Source organism: Candidatus Mycobacterium wuenschmannii, from assembly GCF_030252325.1.
GTDB classification, from domain to species: Bacteria; Actinomycetota; Actinomycetes; order Mycobacteriales; family Mycobacteriaceae; genus Mycobacterium; species Mycobacterium wuenschmannii.
Map to the genome: position 1 here is coordinate 861,414 of NZ_CP126981.1, position 22,965 is coordinate 884,378.

A 22,965-nucleotide genomic window follows, 5' to 3' on the forward strand; every position below is an offset into this window, starting at 1 on the left:
ACGTGAGGCTCAGCCACAGCCGTTCACTCCCCTCCAGCCGCCGCCGAGACAGTCTGGGAGGCGGCCAGTTCGTCGGCGAGGAACTGCGACAGCGCCCGGACGGTGCCGTGGTCGATGATGTTCTGCGCGCTGATCCGGACGCCGGTCTCGGACTCGACGCGGGTCCGCAGTTCGAGCGTGCCGAGCGAATCCAGTCCGTACTCCGACAGCGGACGGTCCGGGTCCACCGAACGACGCAGCAGCAGCCCGATCTGCTCGGACAACAGCTTTCGCACCCGGCCGGCCCATTCCTCGACCGGTAGCTCGTTCAGCTCGGCACGCAACTTGCTCGACCCCTTGGCGCCCGCACCCGCAGACTTGAACATCTCGGCGAACTTGCTGCGCTGCGCGAAGGTCGTCAGCCACGGCGTCCCGATCAACGGCGCGTAGCCGGCGTAGGCGCGGTCGTGTCGCAGCATCGACTCGAACGCGTACGCGCCCTCGTCCGGTGCGATCGCGGTGTCGGTGTCCTCGGCCAGAGCCGTGGCGCGGCCGACCTGGCCCCAGGCGCCCCACGCGATCGAGGTCGCCGGTAGCCCTTGGGATTTGCGCCAGTGGGTGAAGGCGTCCAGCCAGCTGTTCGCCGCGGCGTACGCACCCTGCCCCGGGGAACCGATCAACGAAGCCGCCGAGGAGAAGCAGCAGAACCAGTCCAGTGGGGCGCCGAGCGTGGCCTCGTGCAGATTCCACGCCCCGTGGGCCTTCGGTCGCCAGTCGCGATCGATGAGGCCGTCGGTGATGTTGGCCAACGTCGCGTCCTCCACGACCGCGGCGCCGTGCAGGACGCCGCGCAGCGGCAGACCGGTGACCGTCGCGGCGGCCACCAACCGATCCGCCGTCGCACGGTCGGCGATGTCGCCGCATTCGACCACGATGTCGGCGCCCCCGGCACGGATCAGCTCGATCGTCGCCAGTGCCTCCTCGCTCGGCTGCGATCGTGAACTGAGCACGATGCGACCGCAGCCGGCGGCGGCCAGCTTCTCGGCGAGGAACAGGCCGAGTCCACCCAGTCCACCGGTGATGATGTAGGAGCCGTCCGCGCGGAACACCCGAATCATGCCGGGCGGCACCGCAACCCGGGACGGTTCGGTCCGCGGGACGTCGAGCACCAGTTTGCCGGTGTGCTCGGCGGCACTCATCGCCCGGATCGCGGTGGCGGCCTCGGTGAGCGGGTAGTGCGTGCTCTCCGGCATCGGCAGCACGCCGTCGGCGGTGAGCCGGTACACGGTGTCCAGTAGGTCGTGGAACCGTTCGGGATGGCTGTGCGACATCAGCCCGAGGTCGACACCGTGGAACGCGAGATTGCGGCGGAACGGGAACAGGCCCAGTCGCGAATCACCGTAGATGTCGCGCTTGCCGATTTCGATGAAACGCCCTCCGAGCGCAAGCAGTTCGATGCCGGCGCGCTGGGCGGCGCCGGTCACCGAGTTGAGCACGATGTCGACGCCGTAGCCGCCGGTGTCCTGTTTGATCTGCTCGGCGAACTCGACGCTGCGGGAGTCGTAGACATGCTCGATTCCCCAGTCGCGCAGCAACTGTCGACGTTGCTCGCTGCCCGCGGTCGCGAAGATCTCCGCCCCTGCCGCGCGGGCGATGGCGATTGCGGCCTGGCCGACGCCACCCGTCGCGGAGTGGATCAGCACCTTGTCACGGCGATCGATGCGCGCGAGGTCGTTGAGCCCGTACCACGCCGTGGCGTGCGCGGTGGTCACCGCGGCGGCCTGCTGTTCGGTCAACCCGGCCGGCAGCGTCGCGGCGAGATCGGCGTCGCACGTGACGAACGTGCCCCAGCAGCCGTTGGGTGAGATGCCGCCGACGCGATCGCCCACCTGGTGCGTGGTCACGTCGCTGCCGACCGCGGTCACCACGCCGGCGAAGTCGGTGCCCAGCTGGGGGAGCCGTCCTTCGAACGACGGATACCGGCCGAACGTGACCAGGACGTCGGCGAAGTTGATGCTCGACGAGGTGACGGCCACCTCAATCTCGTTGGCCTCCGGGGGAACTCGGTCGAACGCGGTGAGCTCGATGGTCTGCAGGTCGCCGGGCGTGCGGATCTGCAACCGCATGCCGTCCTGCTTGCCGTCGGCCAGCGCGGTGAATCGCTCCTCGGCGCGCAATGGGCCGGGGAACAGCCGGGCGGTGTACCACTCGCCGTCCCGCCAGGCGGACTCGTCCTCTTCCGATCCGCTGATTAGCTGGCGTGCCAGGCACTCACCGTCGGTGCGCTCGTCGACGTCGATCTGCGTGACCCGCCAGTCCGGGTACTCGTTGCCGACCGAGCGCAGCAGACCACGCAAGCCGGCCTGTTCGAGGTTGGCGCGGTCGTCGGTGAGCACCGTCTGCGCGCCCCTGGTCACCACGAACAGTCGGGGCGGTGCGCCCTCGTTGTTCGACAACCCGCGAATGACGCGGACCAGGTGGTGGACGTAATCGCCTCCGCGCGGAGCGGATTCGTCATCGGGGTTGCCGTTCTTGGGGCCGTTGAGAACCACCATCGCGGTGAAAGAGCCCGCGCGAAGGTGGTCGGCAAGCTCTTCCGCCCGGGCCTCGTGATCGGCGTCGTGCGGCCAGACCACCGAGGTTGCCTGCGCGCGAGCGACTTTCAGCGCATCAGTCAAGGTGTTGGCCACGACATCCGCGCCGGCGGAGGTGCTGACCAGTAGCCAGTTGCCGGCCTCGCTGTCGGTGGACTCGGGCACGTCGCGCTTCTGCCACTCGATGGTCAGCAGTCGCTCGTTCAACAGTCGTTGCCGGTTCGCGCTTTCGCTCGAGCCGCTGCCGATCTGGAGCCCTTCCACGATGGCCACCACGGCGCCGTGCTCGTCGAGCAGCTCGAGATCAGCTTCGACCCAGGTGGGGTCCGCGCTGGTCACCCGCGAGTACGCATAGCGGATGTCGCGGGCGGCGCCATAGGTCTGCAACCGTCGTACGCCCAGCGGCAGCATCAGCCCGCCGATGCCGGCCGCGTGGATGGCCGGGTGGGCCGCGACCGACTGGAAGCAGGCATCCAGCAAGGCGGGGTGCAGCCCGTAGTCGGACTGCTGTGAGCGGATCGAGGGCGGGAGGCCGACCTCGGCCAGCACCGTGTCGCCGCCTGTCTCGGCGGTCAGCACGGCCGCCAGGCCACCGAACGCCGGGCCGTACTGCAGACCGCGCTTGTCGAAGCCCCGCCGCAGTTCGTCGCCCTCGACGCGGTGCGGGTGCTCGGCGAGCAGAGTGTCGATGTCGTGCGCGGGCGCCTCGGCGTCGTCGGCCGCTGGGTAGAGGACCGCACTGGCCCGGCGCGCGCGCTCGCCCTCCTGCTCGGCCTCGACCGCGAACTTCACCACCCCGGGTGAGTGCACCGTGGCGTTTGCCGCGACCGGAGTCGTCGCCTCGAGGAGCAGCATCTGCTCGAACCGGACATCCCGGATCGCGGCGGTCTCGCCGTGGATCGCGCGGGACGCGGCCAGCGCCATCTCGAGGTAGGCCGCACCGGGCAGCACGGCGATGTCGTGAATCTTGTGATCGCCCAGCCACGGCAGCGCGGTGGTGCCCACCTCGGCCTCCCAGGCGTGGCGCTCCGGCTCCTCCAACAGTCGCACGTGCGCGCCCAGCAGTGGGTGCACCGCAACGCTGTTGACGCCGCGGGCCCGCAAGTCCTTGCTGTCGAGCTCGTAGACGAACTGGCGGTGCGTCCACGTCGGCAACGGCGCATCGACCAGCTGCCCGCCGGGATACATCACCGAGAAGTCCACGGCGGCGCCGGCATTGTGCAGATCACCCAGCACGCCGCGCAGCCCGTGCGGCAATTCCTGCTCGCGGCGCATGCAGGCCAGCGCCTCTACGCGCATGTCCAGGCCGCCCGCGGTCTGATCGACCGCATGCGTCAGCAGCGGATGCGGCGCCATCTCCGCGAACACCCGGAAGCCGTCCTCCAGCGCCGCCTGCACTGCAGAGGCGAATCGCACTGTGTAGCGCAGATTCTCGACCCAGTAGTCGGCATCACAGGTCGGCAGATCTCGCGGATCGAAGTGGGTGGCCGAGTAATACGGGATCGCCGGCTCGCGCGGCTCGAGCTCCGGAAGAATCTCGGCCAGCTCGTCGAGAATCGGGTCGACCTGCGGGGAGTGGGACGCGACGTCGACCGCCACCTCGCGGGCCATGATCTCGCGTTCTTCCCACCCGGCGACCAGTTGCCGAACGGACTCCGTCGCCCCGCCGATCACCGTGGACTTGGGTGAGGCCACCACGGCGACCACGACATCCTTGATGCCGCGCGCCATCAACTCCGAAAGAACCTGTTGCGCAGGCAGTTCCACCGATGCCATGGCACCGGCGCCGGACACCCGCAGCATCAACCGCGAGCGGCGGCAGATGACCCGGACGCCGTCGTGCAGCGAGAGTGCGCCCGCGACCACGGCGGCCGCGGCCTCGCCCATGGAGTGGCCGATGACCGCGCCCGGCACCACACCGTAGGACTTCATGGTGGCCGCCAGGGCGACCTGCATGGCGAAGATCGTCGGCTGCACGCGGTCGATCCCGGTCACCGTGTCGGTTGCCGAGATGGCCTCGGTGACCGAGAAGCCTGATTCTGCCGCGATCAACGGTTCGACCTCGGCGATGGCAGCGGCGAAAACCGGTTCAGTGCGCAATAATTCGGCACCCATGGCGGCCCACTGCGAGCCTTGACCGGAGAACAGCCACACCGGCCCGCGATCATCGCGGCCGGCCGCGGGCTGATAGGGAACCTCGTCGCCGGCGATCTCGCGCAGGCTCGCGGTCAGTTCGGGCAGGCTGCTCGCGGTCACCGACACCCGCACCGGACGGTGACCGCGCCGGCGGGCCAGCGTGTAGCCGAGATCCGCGCCGGAGATCTCGTCGGCGTGCGTGTCCACCCAGTCGGCGAGTCGCGCGGCGGTCCGCCGTAGGGCGTCGGCCGACGTCGCTGAGAGCGGATAGAGCAAAGGTCCATCGATGGCCGAGGCGCTCGGGTCGTCGCCGGGCGCGTTAACCGGCGCCTGCTCGAGGATCGCGTGCACATTGGTTCCCGAGAACCCGTACGACGAGACCGATGCCCGCCGCGGGTGGGCGCCGTTGGTCGGCCAGGGGGTCACCGACTGTGGCACGAAGAGCTTGGTCTTGATCTCGGCCAGTGCGTCGGGCAGGCGCTCGAAGTGCAGGTTCTGTGGGACGACCCCGTGCTGGAGCGCCAGGATCGCCTTCATCAGGCCGAGCGGCCCGGAGGCGGACTGCGCGTGGCCGAAGTTGGTCTTCACCGAGGCCAGCGCCGTCGGCCCGGTGATGCCGTAGACGTTGGCCAGGCTCTCGTACTCGATGGGGTCACCGATCGGTGTGCCGGGACCGTGCGCTTCGACCATGCCGACGGTGGCGGCGTCGACGCCCGCCGCGGCCAGGGCGGACCGGTACACGGCGGTCTGCGCGGTCATCGAGGGCACCGAGATGTTGACCGTCTTGCCATCCTGGTTGGCTGCCGTGCCGCGCAGCACGGCCAGGATCCGGTCGTTGTCGGCTACCGCGTCGGACAGGCGCTTGAGGAGTAGCACGACGCTGCCCTCGGAGACCGCGAATCCGTCGGCGGCGGCGTCGAAGGCGTGGCAGCGACCGGTGGGGGACAGCATTCCCTCGGCCGACCCGGCCGCGAACTTGCGCGGCTCCAGGCTCACCGAGGCGCCGGCGGCCACGGCGAGGTTGCTTTCTCCGTTGTGCAGGCTCCGGCACGCAAGGTGGACCGCGAGCAGGCCCGACGAGCACGCGGTGTCGACGGTGACCGCGGGCCCGTGAACGCCGAGCGCGTAGGAAATGCGTCCCGACCCGAGGCTGAAGTTGGTCCCGGAGAACCCGTAGGGCCCTTCGAGCGCGGCGGCGTCCGCGGCGAGGTAGGAGTAGTCGGAGTGCGTGAGGCCGACGAACACACCGGTCAGCGAGTCCACGATCTGGGTTGGCGGCAGTCCGGCGTGCTCCAGTGCTTCCCACGCGGTCTCCAACAGCACCCGGTGCTGCGGGTCGCTGGCCAGCGCTTCGCGGTCGCCGATGCCGAAGAAGTCCGCGTCGAAACCGACGGGGTCATCCAGGAAGGCGGCCCACTTCGAGATCGAGCGACCGGGAACGCCCGGCTCGGGGTCGTAGTACTGCTCCATGTCCCAGCGCTCGGCGGGAACTTCCTTCACCAGGTCGTCACCACGCAGCAACGCCTCCCACAGTTGCTCCGGAGACTCGATGCCACCGGGGAGTCGGCAAGACATGCCGATCACCGCAACCGGTGTTGTCGGGCTTTGCCCATTGGCCGACTCGGAATTACTCGAATCGGAGTACACCGGCGACGTCTGATTCGTCTCGGAAGTATGCAATTCGCCCTCTTTCTATACGCACCGCACGACGCGATTAAGCGAGTTACTGCCCAGTGTTCAAAAGCGCGACTCGATCGCAAAAATCTACACTGCGGAGAACCGATACGCGATCGGAATATTGGCAACTGAAGTTGTCATTGTGTTGCCATTCTCGAAACATTCGCCAGGCGAAACAGCAATGTCACCCGAGCGGTAGACCGAAGTCGTAAATGCAGGCATTTCCCCCCTTTGGCAATGGCAATGGGCGCCACGGCAGGCAAAATGTCGGTGCGAAGCATCTCCCCGGGATGCTGTCGGCCGCGTGGGTCGCGTGAAGTCGGTCAGGGCCGTCGTAACGCGGCTTTCTTGCACGTCAGGAAGGCTCTTGGTACCGCAACGCTATTCGACACGCATCCAGTTCCGGCGTCTGTGGTGCTGATCGTTACCTTATCGTGATCTAGCGCGAGACCCTCGTCAACACCGATGACGGGGATTTAACGGCGTCTTAATCGACTCTCAGGCCGATTTCAGTAGCCGGCACCTACCGGTTACCTCGACGCCACGCCGAGTGGCAGTGATTGCTTTCGTCTAGCACCTGTTGTAGAGGCCCTCGAGCGCGTCTCCGATCGGGCCGTGCGTGCAATGTGATTGACATGTCAATCAGTTAATAATTCGGACGCGTGATTGACATATCAATCAGTAATTTCCGCTGCGATATTGACACGCGAATCAGTAATTCGTAGCGTCATTGCGATGCGAACAAGAGTGGCCGAAATGCTCGGCTCGGAGTTCCCGATCTGCGCCTTCAGCCACTGTCGCGACGTGGTGGCCGCCGTCACGAACGCCGGCGGACTGGGTGTCCTGGGCGCCGTCGCGCACACTCCTGAACGCCTGGACAGCGAACTGTCCTGGATCGAGCGGGAAACCGGTGGCAAGCCTTACGGAGTGGATCTGTTGCTCCCGCCCAAGTACGTCGGGCACGACCGCGGCGGAATCGACGCCGCCCAGATCCGTGCCCTGCTACCGGACGAACACCGGGCCTTCGTCGACGAATTGCTAATCCGTTACGGCATCACAGCTTTCAGTGACGACAAGCCGAATCCTGCCGGTCAGCTCAACGTCTCGCCGAAAGGCTACGGGCCGCTGCTCGACGTCGTGTTCGCCCACCGCATTCGGCTGATCGCCAGTGCCTTGGGTCCGGCGCCGGCCGACCTGGTGACCCGGGCACACGACGCTGACGTGCTGGCCGTCTCGCTGGCGGGCAGCACGAGGCACGCGCAGCGGCACGCCGAGTCCGGTGTCGATCTGATCGTGGCGCAGGGGACCGAGGCGGGCGGACACACCGGCGAAGTATCGACGATGGTGCTGGTTCCCGACGTGGTGGACGCGGTCGCCCCGGTTCCGGTCCTGGCGGCGGGCGGCATCGGCCGAGGCCGGCAGATCGCCGCCGCACTGGCCCTCGGCGCCGAGGGCGTGTGGTGCGGGTCGGTGTGGTTGACCACCGAAGAGGCCGAGACGCCGCCGACGGTCAAGGACAAGTTCCTCGCGGCTACGTCGTCGGACACGGTGCGGTCGCGGTCGCTGACCGGCAAGCCGGCGCGGATGTTGCGCAGCGCATGGACCGACGAGTGGGACCGTCCCGACAGTCCCGATCCGCTCGACATGCCGCTGCAGACTGTGCTGATAGGCCAATCGCAGTTGCGCATCAATGAGGCTGCGGCTCAACCCGATTCGCACGCACGCGAGTTGGCGACGTATTTCGTCGGGCAGGTCGTCGGCTCGATGAACAAGGTTCGGCCCGCCAAGGCTGTCGTGCTGGACATGGTGTCCGAATTCATTGACGCGGTAGAGCGTCTCGAGGGGGTAGTCGGATAGTGAGTGAGGGTGGAGGCACCCGCAGACGGCGTGCGGTCAGCAAGGAAGACAAGTCGAAGCGGCGTAACGAAATCATGGATGCGGCCAAGAAGGTGTTCGCGCGCAATGGTTTTCACGCGACGACGATCTCGCACATCGCCAAGGAGGCCGGGCTCGCCTATGGGTCGGTCTACTGGTACTTCGACTCCAAGGACGAGCTTTTCCATGCGCTGATGGCCGCCGAAGGGGAGGCGCTGCGCGCGCATATTGCCGCGTCACTGGCCGCGGCCGGCGGCCGTCCCGACCGCAACTGGGAGCCGCTGCGCATCACCGTGCAGGCCGTGCTCGAGTATTTCGAAGCCGACAAGGCGGTCACCAAGCTGCTGCTGCGCGACGCCTCGGCGCTGGGCGACGAGTTCGAGAAGCACCTCGGCAGCATCTACGAGCGCTTCATCGACGACATCGAGAAGAACATGATCGTCGCGCAAGAGCGCGGGACGGTGATCAGCGCACCGCCCAGGATGCTCGCGTTCAGCCTCGCGGCGCTGATCGGTCAGATCGCGCACCGTCGGCTGACCACCGATGACGGCGTGACCGCCAGCGACGTGGCGGACATCGTGGTCTCCTTCGCTCTAAACGGGCTTCGGCCCAGGGATGAGGTACTGGCGGCGACGGGCCCGGTCACGGATCCATAACGGCTGGTCAATGGGCTCGGCGTGGCGAATTGACCTGGGCGCGATGTTCGGGCATAGTCGTCGGGGTAAGCACCTCGTTAGGTGAGGCGTCTACACGGATACAGGCCACTGACCCCGAACGTCGAGAGACGCCCCAGGGTCAGGACAGCTCCTCCCGGCTTAAGGGTTGAGCCCAAGTGGCTTCCGGAACCTTCCGGATACGGCGTGTAGTGCCGAAACTCTGACGAGTGGGGTGCGGATCTTCCGGCGACGTCCGGATTCTGCCCTCCCGCTTGCACGCGAAATGTGCGGTTTTCCCGCACCCGCTGCGACCGCGAGGAGGTGAGGGACACGTGAGTTCCAGTTCTAGTCCGAGTCGATATCCGGACCCCGTTTCGTCCCGATCCGGCCTGCGGCGCACTGCAGTGAACTGAGCCCTTCGCTCCCATCGCCTGTCGCCTGCTCGCCGCCATATCGGACGGACATCGAATCCCGTTGTGCCCGTTTGATTTCTGTGTAGGAGGCGATCATGACCGCTGCTCTGTACGACGACGTAGTAGTGCCGATTTCCGGCCCCCGGCTGACGGTCGTGCCCGACACGGCGCCCGCGGCCCAGTCGAAGCCGAAGACCGCCAAGCGTCCCAGCGCCCCGTTGGTGGGCGATGACCCGCTGGTCAACGGCGCCGCGCGGCTGCTCTGCGTTCCGCTTCGCCAGCTGTACGCCGCACTGTGGCGCGCCGGCGTCATCGACGTCAGCGCTTGACGAGCGTGTGAAACCCCCGGCATCCACCGATTGGGCGCCGGGGGTTTTGCTTTATCGCTGCGCCGCGATGAATCCCGTCAACCCCTGTTGGTACGCGGCGAGGCTGTGCCGCCAGCCGAGCTGGATCTGCCCGCCGCTGTTGATCGAGATCTGGGCTCCCACATGGACATAAGCCGTCGGCGGCGTCGGCGGTAGGAACGGCACGACGTCGAGGGAGTTCACCACGCGGAAGCACCCCTCGATGAGCGCGTTGAACTGCGCGGCGAAGTCACTCAACCCGACCTTCGGGCCGGCGAAGGTGATCAACCGGGGCTCGATCGTGTTCGGCGGCATCGCGCGGGCGATATCGGGTGCGGCGATGACGGCAAGCGCGGCGCCGAGGCTGTGCCCGGTGACCAGGATCTGGTCGCAGCCCGCGATCGCGGCGGGCAGATTGGCGGCGATGTCGGCTCGGACAAGCTCGTACACATCCTGAAAGCCCGAATGCACCTGCCCGAACTCGGGGATCGAGCGGTAATCGCCGGGGATGGCGTCGATGTCGGCCACCCACTCGGCGACGTCGGCGGTGCCACGGAAGGACAAGAAAGCGGTGCGGCTGGCGGTGTTACGACCCATCAGCCCGAAGATGCCGGTGTCCTTCATCATCGCGACCACGGCGGGGTGCGGCGTGGTCATCGACGCCAGAACAACACCGTCGGCCTGGATCAGGCTGGTCTGGCTGAACCCGGGCGGCATGGTCGCGGGATGTCCGTCCATCACGGTGTACGCGGCCTGTGCCAGCGGGAGTGCCACGTCGCGAGCAAACACCGGATCGAACGCCACGGCCGGAGTCTAGCGAGCACGGGCCTGTCTTGAGGCTTGTTGAGCCAGATGTAGGCTGGCGCGCGAACCCTGCTGTAGCAGAGTCGAACTCAGGAGACGTGACATCGATGCCCGAACCGCACGCGCTGGATCGCGCGATTGAACTCGACACGGTGAGCACCGATGTCGTGCGAGGCAGGACTCGACCGGAGTGGGCGAACATGGTGGGTCCGTTCGGGGGCGTCACCGCGGCGGTCCTGCTGCATGCCATCGAATCGCATCCCGATCGCCTCGGTGAGCCCGTCGCGCTCACCGTGAATTTCGCTGCGCCGATCGCGGACGGCGAATTCGAGATCTCGCGTCGGGCCGCGCGCACCAATCGGACGAATCAGCATTGGATCGTCGAACTCAGCCAGGACGGTCAAGTCGTTACCACCGCGACTGCGATCTTCGGCGTCCGCCGCGAGACCTGGTCGGACACTGAGGCGGTGCCGCCAGTGGCCCCACTTCCGGAGGAGATATCCCGCAGCAGCCGTGACAACCTGCCGGTGTGGATTGGCATGTACGACATGCGTTTTGCCGAGGGATCATTCTCCGGTGGCGCCGTGCAGACCGGGTCCTCGTCGACGACCACGCTGTGGGTGCGCGATGCGAAGGAGCGTCGGGTCGACTTTCCCGCTCTGACCGCGATGTCGGACATCTTCTTCCCGCGGGTGTACCTGCGGCGGGGCGTGATTCCGGCCGGCACGATCTCGATGACCACGTACTTTCACGCCGACAGCCGCCACCTCGATGCGCTCGGCGGGGACTACATCTTGGCCACCGCGCGAGCGGACCGGTTCGATCGCGGGTTCTTCGACCAGAACGCCCAGTTGTGGAGCCGGGACGGCCAGTTGCTGGCCACGACGTACCAGATCGTCTACTTCAAGGGCTAGGTGCAGTCAACTTGCACCGAATCGTAGAATCGACCAGCGGCGTCGATCCGGCCATCACCGGGGAGCCTTCGGAAGAACAGCCGGCACCTGCAGTGCCGCCGGTCCAGTAGAACCGAACGGGTAGGCCCGTCACAGCCGGCAATGAGCGGCCACACCCTGGTGTGGCAAGCGGGGTGGTACCGCGGCGCCAGTGCACCGAGCACGTCGTCGTCCCCGTGCCTGACGACGGCACATGGAGACGACGCGCGGTGACCGAGAAAACCTATCCCAAGCCGGCCGGCGGGGCACCCGACCTGCCGGCGCTGGAACTCGAGGTCCTCGACTACTGGGCCGGTGACGACACCTTCCGCGCCAGCATCGAGAATCGTGCGGACGCACCTGAATACGTCTTCTACGACGGCCCGCCGTTCGCCAACGGACTCCCGCACTACGGCCATCTGCTCACCGGCTACGTCAAGGACATCGTTCCGCGCTACCGCACCATGCGGGGTTACAAGGTCGAGCGCCGGTTCGGCTGGGACACCCACGGTCTGCCCGCCGAACTGGAGGTCGAGCGACAGCTCGGCATCACCGACAAGTCCCAGATCGATGCGATGGGCATCGCCGCGTTCAACGACGCCTGTCGTGAGTCGGTGCTGCGCTACACCGACGAGTGGCGGGCCTACATCACCAGACAGGCGCGCTGGGTCGACTTCGACAACGACTACAAGACGCTCGACCTGCCCTACATGGAATCGGTGATCTGGGCGTTCAAGCAGCTGTGGGACAAGGGCCTGGCCTACGAGGGTTACCGGGTGCTGCCGTACTGCTGGCGCGACGAAACCCCGCTGTCCAATCACGAGTTGCGGATGGACGACGACGTCTATCAAAACCGCCAGGACCCGGCACTCACGGTCGGATTCACCGTCACCGACGGCGAGTTGGCGGGGGCGCACCTGCTGGTGTGGACGACCACGCCGTGGACCCTGCCGTCGAACCAGGCGGTGGCCGTCAACCCCGACGTCACCTACGTCCAGGTGCGGGCGGGGGAGCATCGCGTGGTGCTCGCCGAGGCCCGACTGGCCTCGTACGCAAGGGAATTCGGCGAAGAGCCCGAGGTGCTGGGCACCTATCGGGGCGCCGACCTGGTCGGCACGCGGTACCGGCCGCCGTTCGCATACTTCATGGACTCGCCCAACGCTTTTCAGGTGCTGAGCGCCGACTTCGTCACGACCGACGACGGCACCGGAATCGTCCACCTGGCACCGGCCTACGGTGAGGACGACAAGGCCACCGCCGATGCGGTCGGCATCGTGCCGGTGACACCCGTCGACGCCAAGGGCCGATTCGACGCGACCGTCCCGGATTACCAGGGGCAGCACGTCTTCGACGCCAACCCGCAGATCATTCGCGACCTGAAGAACCGCACCGGGCCGGCCGCCGCCAACGGTGCGGTGCTGATCCGTCAGGAGACCTACGACCACCCCTACCCGCACTGCTGGCGCTGCCGTAACCCGTTGATCTACCGGGCGGTGTCGTCGTGGTTCATCAAGGTCACCGACTTCCGCGACCGGATGGTCGAGCTCAACCAGCAGATCACCTGGTACCCCGAGCACGTCAAGGATGGTCAGTTCGGCAAGTGGCTACAGGGTGCGCGCGACTGGTCGATCTCGCGAAATCGTTACTGGGGCACCCCGATTCCGGTGTGGGTCTCCGACGATCCGGCCTATCCGCGGATCGACGTCTACGGCAGCCTCGACGAGTTGGAGCGTGACTTCGGCACCCGGCCGGACAACCTGCACCGGCCCTACATCGACGAGTTGACTCGGCCCAACCCCGACGATCCGACGGGCACCTCGACCATGCGTCGCATCCCGGATGTGTTCGACGTGTGGTTCGACTCGGGCTCGATGCCATACGCGCAGGTGCACTACCCGTTCGAGAACGATGACTGGTTCGACACGCACTATCCCGGTGACTTCATCGTCGAGTACATCGGGCAGACCCGCGGCTGGTTCTACACCCTGCACGTACTCGCCACCGCGCTGTTCGACCGTCCGGCGTTCAAAACCTGTGTGGCGCACGGGATCGTGCTGGGCAGCGACGGCCAGAAAATGAGCAAGTCGCTGCGCAATTATCCCGACGTCAGCGAGGTCTTCGACCGCGACGGCTCCGACGCCATGCGGTGGTTCCTGATGGCCTCGCCGATCCTGCGCGGCGGCAACCTGATCGTCACCGAGCAGGGTATCCGCGACGGCGTGCGTCAGGTGCTGCTGCCGTTCTGGAATGCCTACAGCTTCCTGGCGCTGTATGCGCCGAAAGTCGGTACCTGGCGCACTGATTCGAAGAACGTCCTGGACCGCTACATCCTGGCCAAGCTTGCCGAGTTGCGCGACGACTTGACGGAGTCACTGGACGGGTGTGACATCTCCGGAGCCTGCGAGCAGCTACGGCAGTTCACCGAGGCCCTGACCAATTGGTATGTGCGACGGTCACGTTCGCGGTTCTGGGAGGAAGACCCCGACGCGATCGGCACGCTGCACACGGCGCTGGAGGTGACGGCGCGGTTGGCGGCGCCGCTGCTGCCGATGACCACCGAGATCGTCTGGCGCGGCATCACCGGTGAGCGCTCGGTGCACCTGTCCGACTGGCCCGCCGCCGACCTGGTGCCCGCCGACGCCGCACTGGTCGAGGCGATGGACCAGGTGCGCGAGGTGTGCTCGGTGGCCTCGTCGCTCCGCAAGGCCAAGAAGCTGCGGGTCCGCCTGCCGCTGCCGAAACTCACTGTGGCGGTGGAGAGTCCGGAACGATTGGCGCCGTTCACCGACCTGATCGCCGACGAGCTGAACGTCAAGGCGGTCGAGCTGACCGACGACATCGCCGGTCACGGTCGATTCGAGCTGACCGTCAACGCCAAGGTCGCCGGCCCGCGGCTGGGCAAGGACGTGCAGGCCGCGATCAAGGCGGTCAAGGCGGGCGAGGGCGTCGTCAACCCCGACGGCACGCTGACCGCCGGCCCGGCCGTGCTGCGGCCCGCGGAGTACAGCTCGAGACTGGTCGCCGCCGATCCCGAATACACCGCGCCGTTGCCCGGCGGTGCCGGGCTGGTGGTGCTGGACGCGACGCTGACGCCGGAACTCGAGGCCGAGGGCTGGGCCAAGGACCGCATCCGCGAATTGCAGGAGCTGCGCAAGTCGGCGGGCCTGGAGGTGTCCGATCGGATCGTCGTGGTGATGTCGGTGCCCGCCACCCGGGCCGACTGGGCCGCCGCGCACCGCGACCTGATCGCCGGTGAAATCCTGGCCACCGGCTTCGATTTCGGCGAACCGGGCGACGGTGCTGCGGAGATCGGTGACGGCGTGCGGGTGTCGCTCGCCAAGGCCTGACCGTCGCGGCGGCTGTGGACAGCGGTGACGGCGTGCCAGCCGTGCTGCCTACGATCTGACCACGAAAGTGCAACTGCCGACGCATTTGTCGAGTGAGGCCGTCGGTAGTTGCACTCTCGCGGAGCGGGGCGGCCATGGATTCACCGTTCGTCGGAACGGATGCTGTGTGCGCGGGCAGACTTACCGAGCGCCAACTGCGGCGATCGTGTACCCGCATCTACCGGAATGTGTATCAACGCCGCGGAGCGGAATTGAGCGCGCAGGATCGAGCGCTCGCGGCATGGCTGTGGTCGGGGAAAAAGGCCGTCGTTGCGGGTAATTCGGCCGCCGCGTTGCTCGGCGCCAAATGGGTCGACGCGCGCCTGCCGGCCGAACTGGTGACGAGCCGCAAACGCCCACCGCCGCTCATCGTGGCGCGCAACGAGACGCTGCTGACCGGTGAGACGGTGTGCCTGAACGGGATTCCGGTCACGTCGCCGGCCCGTACCGCCTTCGATCTAGGCCGCCGCCCTGGTCAGAAGACCGCGGTCATTCGTGTCGATGGCTTGGCCCGCGCCACGGGTGTGACGGCCGCGGAGGTCGAACCACTCATTGCGGCACACCGGGGATCTCGCGGCCTCAAGCAGTTGCGACGGGTGCTGGCGCTGATGGACGACGGCGCCGAATCGCCGCAAGAGACGCGGACGAGGTTGCTCGTGATGGAAGCCGGCCTGCCCCGACCGCAGACTCAGATAGAGGTATTCGACGACTGGGGCCGGGTACTGGCCCGCATCGACATGGGCTGGAGCGAATGGAAGGTCGGCATCGAGTACGACGGCGCGCAGCACTGGACCGACCCCTGGGTGCGCTCCAGCGACATCGACCGATCCGCGGAGTTGCAGAGCAGGGGCTGGATCCTCATCCGGGTGAGCGCCGACCTGCTCCGGTACCGGCCGGACGTCGTCGTCTCCCGGGTCCGTGCGGCCCTGCGCGAGCGCGGCCTCGCGGTCTGATGCCGCGAAAGTGCAACTGCCGACACGTTTGTCGAGTGAGGCCGTCGGTAGTTGCACTCTCGCGGCTCGGGATTTGAGAGGCTAGGGCCCGTGGATTCCCGGTGGGTGCTGCACCTCGACATGGACGCGTTCTTCGCGTCCGTCGAGCAGCTCACCCGGCCCACCCTGCGGGGCCGTCCCGTGCTGGTCGGCGGCTTGGGCGGCCGCGGGGTGGTGGCCGGCGCCAGCTACGAATCGCGGGTGTTCGGGGCGCGCTCGGCGATGCCGATGCATCAGGCGCGCCGGCTGATCGGCGTGACCGCGGTGGTGTTGCCGCCGCGTGGCGCGGTGTACGGCATCGCCAGCCGCCGCGTCTTCCAGACCGTACGGGCCATGATGCCGGTCGTCGAGCAGCTGTCGTTCGACGAGGCGTTCGGGGAGCCGGTGGAGTTGGCCGGCGCGACCGAGGCCGATGTCGAGGGGTTCTGTGCGACGCTGCGGCAACGAGTTCGCGACGAGACCGGGTTGATCGCCTCGGTCGGGGCCGGGTCGGGCAAGCAGGTCGCCAAGATCGCCTCCGGACTCGCCAAACCCGACGGCATCGAGGTGATCCGGCGGGCCGACGAGTCGCGGCTGCTGGACGGTCTCGCGGTGCGCAAGCTGTGGGGCATCGGCCCGGTGGCCGAGGAGAAGCTGCATCGCCTCGGCATCGACACCATCGGACAGCTGGCCGCGCTCAGCGAGGCCGAAGTCGCCAATATTCTCGGCGCGACGATAGGGCCCGCCCTGCACCGGCTGGCCCGCGGTATCGACGATCGCCCGGTCGCCGAACGCGCCGTGGCCAAACAGATCAGCGCCGAATCGACCTTTCCCGTCGACCTGACCACGCTCGAGGAGCTACACGACGCGATCGTGCCGATTGCCGAACATGCGCACGAACGGTTGCTCCGCGACGGTCGTGGCGCCCGGACCGTGACCGTCAAGCTGAAGAAGTCGGACATGAGTACGCTGACCCGCTCGGCGACGCTGCCCTACGCCACCACCGATCCCGCGGCGCTCGCGGCGCTGGCCCGGCGGCTACTGCTCGACCCGCGCCAGATCGGGCCCATTAGGCTTCTGGGCGTTGGCTTTTCGGGCCTGAGCAGCGTCCGGCAGGACTCGCTGTTCCCGGACCTCGACCTGGCCGTGCCGGAGACCGAGGCGAGCGGCGACCAGGCTGCGGCGGAGCATGAGCCCATTGCGCCCCCAGCGCCGGAGGCCGCGGGTTGGCGGATCGGCGACGACGTCACCCACCGCGAATGGGGCCACGGCTGGGTGCAGGGCGCCGGGCACGGCGTCGTCACCGTCCGATTCGAGACCCGCGGCACCGGCCCGGGCCCCGCCCGCACGTTCTCGTCCGACACCGACGACATCACCCGGGCGAACCCGATCGACAGCCTGGACTGGCCGGACTACCTCCAGGCCATCGCCGACGCGGCCTCAGAGCAGGCGGTCGACGACGTCGCACAGGGGTAGGCCCGCCGCCAACGCCGCCATCGTCAGCACCCGGGCCTGGCTCGGCGGCAACTCCGGCACCATGACTGCGCCCGCGTCCACCAGTGCGCGACCGGGCCCATAGCCCGGGCTGACCCGGCCACCGACGACTCGGGTGGACACCGCGACCGTGATCCCGGTCCGGCAGTGCCGCCGCACCCCCTCGACCACCGCGTCAGCGGCGTTACCCGAACCCAGCGCCTCGATCACGATGCCGCGCGCCCCGGCGGCCACCAATGCATCCATCGCAACGGCGTCGCCGCCGGCGTACGTCGCCACGATGTCGACCCGCGGCGCGCCGGCCGCCGCCAGCACGCCGAGGAACGGCCGAGTCTTGCGCTGCGACAACGTGACTCCGGTGCCGAGGACCGCGCCCGCGAAGCCAGTGCCGCGCGCCACCTTGTGCAGCCCGATGGGCCGCAGGATCTGCCCGGCGAACGAGACCAGCACGCCGACGTCGCGGGTGACGGGCGCCAGGGCCACCGCCACCGCGTCACGCAGGTTTCCCGGACCGTCCGCGTCGGGTGCGTCGGCACCACGCATCGCTCCGGTGATCACCAGCGGGGCGGCGCCGTCGTAGGTGAGGTCGAGCCACAGCGCCGTCTCCTCGAGGGTGTCGGTGCCGTGCGTCACGACCACGCCCTGGGCACCCGCCCCGGCGGCGGCGCGCGCGGCGTCTCCGATGGCGTCCCAGTCGGCGGGCGTCAGCTGCGAGCTGTCCTTGGCCAGCACGTCGACGACGTCCACGTCCAGGCCGACGGCGAGGTCTGCGCCGCCCCGGGTGGGCCGCTGCACGCCGTCGGCCGCGGCGCTGCTGGCGATGGTTCCGCCGGTGGCGATGACGGTCACGCGGCTCATGGCAGAGATCATCCCGCATGCGCAGGCGCGGCGGGTCAAGGCCGGCCGCGGCGCTAGTGGATGATGGTGGCGTGACTGACCAACCGACCGGATCGGCGGACCCGGCGACTGAGACCGACACGGCCTCAGTGACTGATGCCCCGCCCCGGCGACGACAGCCGCTGCTGCTGTCGGTGGCTGCCATCGTGTTGGCGCTGGACATCGTCACGAAAGTGCTGGCAGTCAAGCTGCTGACCCCGGGCCAGCCGGTGCCGATCATCGGCGACACCGTGACTTGGACGCTGGTCCGCAATTCCGGGGCGGCCTTTTCCATGGCGACCGGCTACACGTGGATGCTGACGTTGATCGCCAGCGCGGTCGTGGTCGGGATCGTCTGGATGGGCCGGCGCCTGGTGTCGACGTGGTGGGCAGTCGGCCTGGGGATGATCCTGGGCGGCGCGATGGGCAACCTCGTCGACCGGTTCTGCCGGTCTCCGGGTCCGCTGCGCGGCCACGTCGTGGACTTCCTCTCGATCGGCTGGTGGCCGGTGTTCAACGTCGCCGATCCGTCGGTGGTCGGAGGGGCGATCCTGCTGGTCACGCTGTCGGCGCTGGGATTCGACTTCGACACCGTCGGGCGTCGGCCCGCCGACACGGCCGAGGAGCCCGCCAAGGACGCCGACGAGCCTCGATGACCGATCGGTCGATGCCGGTGCCCGAGGGCCTGGCGGGCATGCGCGTCGACGCCGGGGTCGCCCGACTGCTGGGCGTGTCGCGCACCGCCGCCGCCGCGATGGCCGAGGACGGCGGAGTCGAGCTCGACGGGGCGCCGGCCGGCAAATCGGACCGGCTGACCGCGGGGGCGTGGCTGCAGGTCCGACTGCCCGAGCCGCCGGCGCCGGTCGAGAACGCGCCCGTCGACATCGAGGGCATGGACATCCTGTACTCCGACGACGACATCGTCGTGGTCGACAAGCCGGCCGGGGTGGCCGCGCACGCGTCGGTGGGGTGGACCGGGCCGACGGTGCTGGGCGGGCTGGCCGCGGCCGGCTACCGGATCACCACGTCAGGGGTGCACGAGCGGCAGGGCATCGTGCACCGGCTGGACGTCGGGACGTCCGGGGTTATGGTCGTCGCGATCTCCGAGCGGGCTTATACGCTGCTCAAGCGCGCGTTCAAGCAGCGGACCGTCGACAAGCGGTATCACGCTCTGGTGCAAGGACATCCGGACCCGTCCAGCGGCACCATCGATGCGCCGATCGGCCGTCACCGCGGTCACGACTGGAAATTCGCCGTCACCTCCGATGGCCGGCCCAGCCTGACGCACTACGACACCGTCGAAGCGTTCGTCGCGGCCAGTTTGCTCGACGTGCACCTGGAAACCGGCCGCACCCATCAGATTCGGGTGCACTTCGCCGCATTGCACCATCCCTGCTGTGGCGACCTGACCTACGGCGCCAACCCGAAACTCGCGGAAAAGCTTGGGCTGGAACGGCAATGGCTGCACGCGCGGTCGCTGTCGTTCGTACATCCCGGCGACGGCCGGCAGGTCGAGTTCGTCAGCCCCTACCCGGCGGACCTGCAACACGCGCTGGATGTGCTGCGCGCCGATCACTAGTACGGTTTGCGGGCCTCGGCCAGGATCCTCGTGGCATGCGCGACGAACGGGCCGTTCTCCTCGATCTGGTCGTGCATCGCGTGTAGTCGTTCGCGGTAGCGGTCGACGGTGAAGTCCGGCACGGTCCAGATCACCTTGCGCAGGAAGTAGATCACCGCGCCGACGTCGAAGAACTCGGCGCGTAACCGCTCCATCCGCATCTGCATGACCTCCAGACCTGCCTCCCGTGCCCGGGATCTCTGGTTATCGGGTTGCAGCTCAGCCCATTTGGCGGGCTGCGGCCCGAGGAAGTATTCGAAGAGCTCGGCCATCGTCGCGGGCCCGATCTGCTGGGCGAGGTAGCTGCCGCCGGGACGCAATACGCGGGCGATCTCCGTCCACCGAATCTTGGTCGCGTGCCGGCTGGTCACCAGGTCGAACGCGGCGTCGGCGAACGGCAGCGACGGCTCGTCGCGGGTCGCCACCACGACCACGCCCCGGGGATGCAGCAGTTTCGTCGCCAGAGCCGCATTCGGCGGCCACGACTCGGTGGCCACCGTCGTCGGCGGGAACGTCGGCGCCTCGGACAACACCTCGCCGCCACCGGTGTCGATGTCGAGGGCGGCGGACGCCACCGCCAGTCGCCGGCTCATCAGCCGCTGGTACCCCCACGATGGTCGCTCCTCGGTGGCGCGACCATCGAGCCAGGAGAAATCCCAGCCGTCGATCGGCGCCGCCGCAGCTTCGGACACCAACTCGTCGAATGTGCGACCCATCACTGCATTGTCTACCGCCGGTGAGCAATCGAACACCAGCGCGATTTGCAACTATCCCGGCCGTCGGCGACCCTTTTCCTGAGCTCACAGTGCTCGTCACCAGGATGTGAGGACGAATTCATCACGGCGACACGGCGGGCATCGGAAGAGCAACATCGTGCTCATACGTTCTTCAGAGGACATGGCGAACGGGCAGGACTCATGGCGGACAGATCGGACACAGCGCGGGCATGACGGAGCCGGAGGCGGCGTCGTTGACGGGATTCACGGTGGCCATCACCGCGTCACGACGGGTGGACGAGTTCACCACGATGCTGCGGCGTCGTGGTGCGGATGTCGTTGCGGGCGCCGCGATGAGCATGGTCCCGCTCGCCGACGACGTCCGGCTCCGCGCCGCCACCGAGGACGTGATCGACGCTCCGCCCGACATCCTCATCGCCACCACCGGCATCGGGTTCCGCGGCTGGGTGGAGGCCGCCGAGGGCTGGGGAGTGGCCGAGCCGCTGTTGGCCTCGCTGGGCAAGGCCCGGGTGATCTCGCGCGGGCCCAAGGCCACCGGCGCCCTGCGGGCCGCGGGCCTGCGCGAAGAGTGGTCGCCGGTCTCGGAATCGTCCGAAGAGGTGCTCGCCCATCTGACCGTCGACGATCTCCAGGGCAAACGCGTCGCGGTTCAGTTGCACGGGGCCACCGACGACTGGGATCCCGTGCCGGGCTTCGTCGAGACCCTCGTCGAGCGCGGCGCCACCGTGGTCGGGGTGCCGGTGTACCGATGGGAACCGCCCGAGGATCTCGGCCCGTTGGACGCCCTGATCGACAAGGTCGCGCTCGGCGGCGTGGACGCCATCACCTTCACCTCGGCCCCCGCGGCGGCGTCGTTCCTGATGCGTGCCGACGAGCTGCGCCTCACTGAAGCGGTGCGACGCGCGATGAGCACCACCGTGACCGCATTCTGCGTGGGACCGGTGACGGCCCGTCCGCTAAGCAATGCCAAGGTGCCCTCGGTGCAACCCGAACGGATGCGACTGGGGGCGTTGGCCCGCGCCGTCTCCGACGAGCTGCCCCGCCGCCAACCGGACCTCTCGGTCGCCGGGCACACCCTGGGTGTGCGTGCGACGTGTGCCGTGGTCGATGGTGTCGTGCGCGACCTGTCGCCCAATTCGCTTGTGCTGCTGAAGATGCTGGCCGCCTCGCCCGGCGCGGTGGTGTCGCGCGACGTGATGCTGGAAGCGCTCGGCGGCGACGACCCGCACGTGGTGGAGGCAGCGGTCGCGCGGCTGCGGTCGGCGATCGGCGCCAAGGAGTTGATTGCCACCGCCGTCAAACGCGGTTACCGGCTAGCGGTGGACTTCATGCCCGACGACGCGACGGTCCCTCGATGACCACCCTGCTGGTTGCGCACGGAACGCGAAACCCACACGGCGTCAGGATGATCGGCGATCTGGCCGAAGCCGTCACCGAGGTGCTGGACGAGCCGGTGCGAGTCGCGTTCGTCGACGTGCTCGGGCCTACCCCGGCCGAGGTGCTGAGCACGCTGGCCGACGCACCGACCGTGGTCGTGCCCGCGTTGTTGTCCAGCGGCGTGCACGTACGTGTCGACGTGCCACGCTATGTCGCGGAGTCGGGGCATCGACACGTAACCATCGCCCGCCCGCTGGGTCCATCGCCGGAGTTGGCCCGCGCCATGCTGTGCCGGTTGCTCGAATCGGGTTGGCGCCGCGACGATCACGTGGTGCTGGTGGCCGCCGGTACCCGGGACCCGCGAGGGCAGGGGGAGTTGCGGCACACCGCCGCGGCATTGTCCGCCCTGGTGGGGCGACGGGTGTCGATCGCGTTCGCGGCGCCGTGCCGCGACGGCTCCGGCTATCCGTCGGTGCCGGAGGTCGTCGCGCGGGTGCGCCGATTCGGCGCTCGTCGGGTTGCAGTGGCCTCATATCTGTTGGCCGACGGGCTGTTTCAGGGTCGGCTGCACACCGCCGGCGCCGATGTAGTGGCCGAGCCGCTGGGTCTGCATCCCGCGGTGATCCGGCTGGCGTGCCGTCGCCGGCGAGAGGCCGGGTTGATGGACGCGCCGGAGTTCGCGCCGGCTTAGGCCGACAAACCGGCGCGGCGGTAGCCGAAGCGGATCTCGGGGGAGTTGGCCACCCACACCGTCCCGTCGACGCCGACCCGGGTGGCGTACACCGGAATCGAGACACCGTCGGCGTCTAGGCAGCGACCGTCAAGCAGGCTGAAAGCCTGCTTTTTCAACGGTGATTGGATCACTGGCACTCCGGCACGGTCGCCGACGATGCCACGTGACAGCACAGCCGCCCGCCCAATCGGGTCGATGTTTCCGACCGCTCGGATGCTGTTGTCTGCCAACAGGAAAAGCGCGACCTGCGCGCCATCGGGCAGCAGCACCGCGACGCCACGCATCGGTTGCAGACGCGCGACAGCGCAGGCCGCGGTCCAGTCTTCGCGCCAGCGGCCGAGATCGAAAGATGTCGCCATG

Annotated in this window: 16 protein-coding genes and 1 riboswitch; of the genes, 11 read left to right on the forward strand and 5 right to left on the reverse strand. The window is 68.1% G+C overall.

Annotated features, from left to right (window positions below):
• Positions 1-23: 23 nt before the first annotated feature.
• Positions 24-6,284, reverse strand: coding sequence for a sulfolipid-1 biosynthesis phthioceranic/hydroxyphthioceranic acid synthase (gene pks2, locus PT015_RS04300; RefSeq protein WP_285189051.1), 6,261 nt, complete (start codon positions 6,282-6,284; stop codon positions 24-26).
• 837 nt (positions 6,285-7,121) lie between these two features.
• Here pks2 and PT015_RS04305 point away from each other — a divergent pair.
• The 3 genes from PT015_RS04305 to PT015_RS04315 all read left to right on the forward strand — a co-directional run bounded on the left by PT015_RS04305 (position 7,122) and on the right by PT015_RS04315 (position 9,659).
• Positions 7,122-8,243, forward strand: a complete 1,122-nt coding sequence (locus PT015_RS04305; RefSeq protein ID WP_285189053.1) for an NAD(P)H-dependent flavin oxidoreductase — start codon at positions 7,122-7,124, stop codon at positions 8,241-8,243.
• A complete protein-coding gene (locus PT015_RS04310) occupies positions 8,243-8,917 on the forward strand; it encodes a TetR/AcrR family transcriptional regulator (protein WP_285189054.1) in 675 nt (224 codons plus the stop codon). The genes PT015_RS04305 and PT015_RS04310 overlap by 1 nt, the downstream gene beginning before the upstream one ends.
• Before the next feature lie 66 nt (positions 8,918-8,983).
• Positions 8,984-9,156: riboswitch (M-box (ykoK) riboswitch) on the forward strand.
• 269 nt (positions 9,157-9,425) lie between these two features.
• Positions 9,426-9,659: an Rv1535 family protein gene (locus PT015_RS04315; protein WP_285189055.1), complete on the forward strand. Its 234-nt coding sequence runs from the start codon at positions 9,426-9,428 to the stop codon at positions 9,657-9,659.
• A 51-nt stretch (positions 9,660-9,710) separates the two neighbouring features.
• On the opposite strand, the gene PT015_RS04320 is transcribed toward PT015_RS04315, so the two are convergent.
• Entirely contained in the window at positions 9,711-10,481 is a 771-nt protein-coding gene (locus PT015_RS04320; RefSeq protein ID WP_285189056.1) for a lipase family protein, read from the reverse strand.
• A gap of 107 nt (positions 10,482-10,588) precedes the next feature.
• Between PT015_RS04320 and PT015_RS04325 the strand changes: the two genes are divergently transcribed.
• The 4 genes from PT015_RS04325 to PT015_RS04340 all read left to right on the forward strand — a co-directional run bounded on the left by PT015_RS04325 (position 10,589) and on the right by PT015_RS04340 (position 17,246).
• Positions 10,589-11,395: an acyl-CoA thioesterase gene (locus tag PT015_RS04325; protein ID WP_285189057.1), complete on the forward strand. Its 807-nt coding sequence runs from the start codon at positions 10,589-10,591 to the stop codon at positions 11,393-11,395.
• 248 nt (positions 11,396-11,643) lie between these two features.
• Positions 11,644-14,760 carry an isoleucine--tRNA ligase gene (gene ileS, locus PT015_RS04330; RefSeq protein WP_285189059.1) on the forward strand — a complete coding sequence of 1,039 codons (3,117 nt, stop codon included), beginning with the start codon at positions 11,644-11,646 and terminating at the stop codon, positions 14,758-14,760.
• 134 nt (positions 14,761-14,894) lie between these two features.
• Positions 14,895-15,752: a DUF559 domain-containing protein gene (locus PT015_RS04335; protein ID WP_285189061.1), complete on the forward strand. Its 858-nt coding sequence runs from the start codon at positions 14,895-14,897 to the stop codon at positions 15,750-15,752.
• Between the two features lie 90 nt (positions 15,753-15,842).
• On the forward strand, positions 15,843-17,246 hold the full coding sequence (locus PT015_RS04340) for a DNA polymerase IV (RefSeq protein ID WP_449247846.1): 1,404 nt from the start codon (positions 15,843-15,845) through the stop codon (positions 17,244-17,246).
• Here the strand turns inward: PT015_RS04340 and PT015_RS04345 are convergent.
• The gene (locus PT015_RS04345) at positions 17,211-18,122 is read right to left on the reverse strand and encodes an asparaginase (protein WP_285189062.1); all 912 of its coding nucleotides are present in this window, start codon (positions 18,120-18,122) and stop codon (positions 17,211-17,213) included. The two genes, PT015_RS04340 and PT015_RS04345, sit on opposite strands and share 36 nt — an antisense overlap.
• A 17-nt stretch (positions 18,123-18,139) precedes the next feature.
• Between PT015_RS04345 and lspA the strand changes: the two genes are divergently transcribed.
• Both lspA and PT015_RS04355 read left to right on the forward strand, forming a co-directional pair.
• The gene (gene lspA / locus PT015_RS04350; RefSeq protein ID WP_390887929.1) at positions 18,140-18,796 is read left to right on the forward strand and encodes a signal peptidase II; all 657 of its coding nucleotides are present in this window, start codon (positions 18,140-18,142) and stop codon (positions 18,794-18,796) included.
• The gene (locus tag PT015_RS04355; protein ID WP_285189066.1) at positions 18,793-19,719 is read left to right on the forward strand and encodes an RluA family pseudouridine synthase; all 927 of its coding nucleotides are present in this window, start codon (positions 18,793-18,795) and stop codon (positions 19,717-19,719) included. Before lspA ends, PT015_RS04355 begins: the two co-directional genes overlap by 4 nt.
• On the opposite strand, the gene PT015_RS04360 is transcribed toward PT015_RS04355, so the two are convergent.
• Positions 19,716-20,474, reverse strand: a complete 759-nt coding sequence (locus tag PT015_RS04360) for a class I SAM-dependent methyltransferase (RefSeq protein WP_285189067.1) — start codon at positions 20,472-20,474, stop codon at positions 19,716-19,718. The genes PT015_RS04355 and PT015_RS04360 overlap by 4 nt on opposite strands.
• Positions 20,475-20,704: 230 nt before the next feature.
• Here PT015_RS04360 and PT015_RS04365 point away from each other — a divergent pair, with 230 nt between their 5' ends.
• A complete protein-coding gene (locus PT015_RS04365; protein WP_285189069.1) occupies positions 20,705-21,853 on the forward strand; it encodes a uroporphyrinogen-III synthase in 1,149 nt (382 codons plus the stop codon).
• Positions 21,850-22,563: a sirohydrochlorin chelatase gene (locus tag PT015_RS04370; protein WP_285189070.1), complete on the forward strand. Its 714-nt coding sequence runs from the start codon at positions 21,850-21,852 to the stop codon at positions 22,561-22,563. Before PT015_RS04365 ends, PT015_RS04370 begins: the two co-directional genes overlap by 4 nt.
• On the opposite strand, the gene nirD is transcribed toward PT015_RS04370, so the two are convergent.
• Positions 22,560-22,964, reverse strand: coding sequence for a nitrite reductase small subunit NirD (gene nirD, locus PT015_RS04375; RefSeq protein WP_285189072.1), 405 nt, complete (start codon positions 22,962-22,964; stop codon positions 22,560-22,562). The genes PT015_RS04370 and nirD overlap by 4 nt on opposite strands.
• Between the last annotated feature and the right edge of the window lies 1 nt (position 22,965).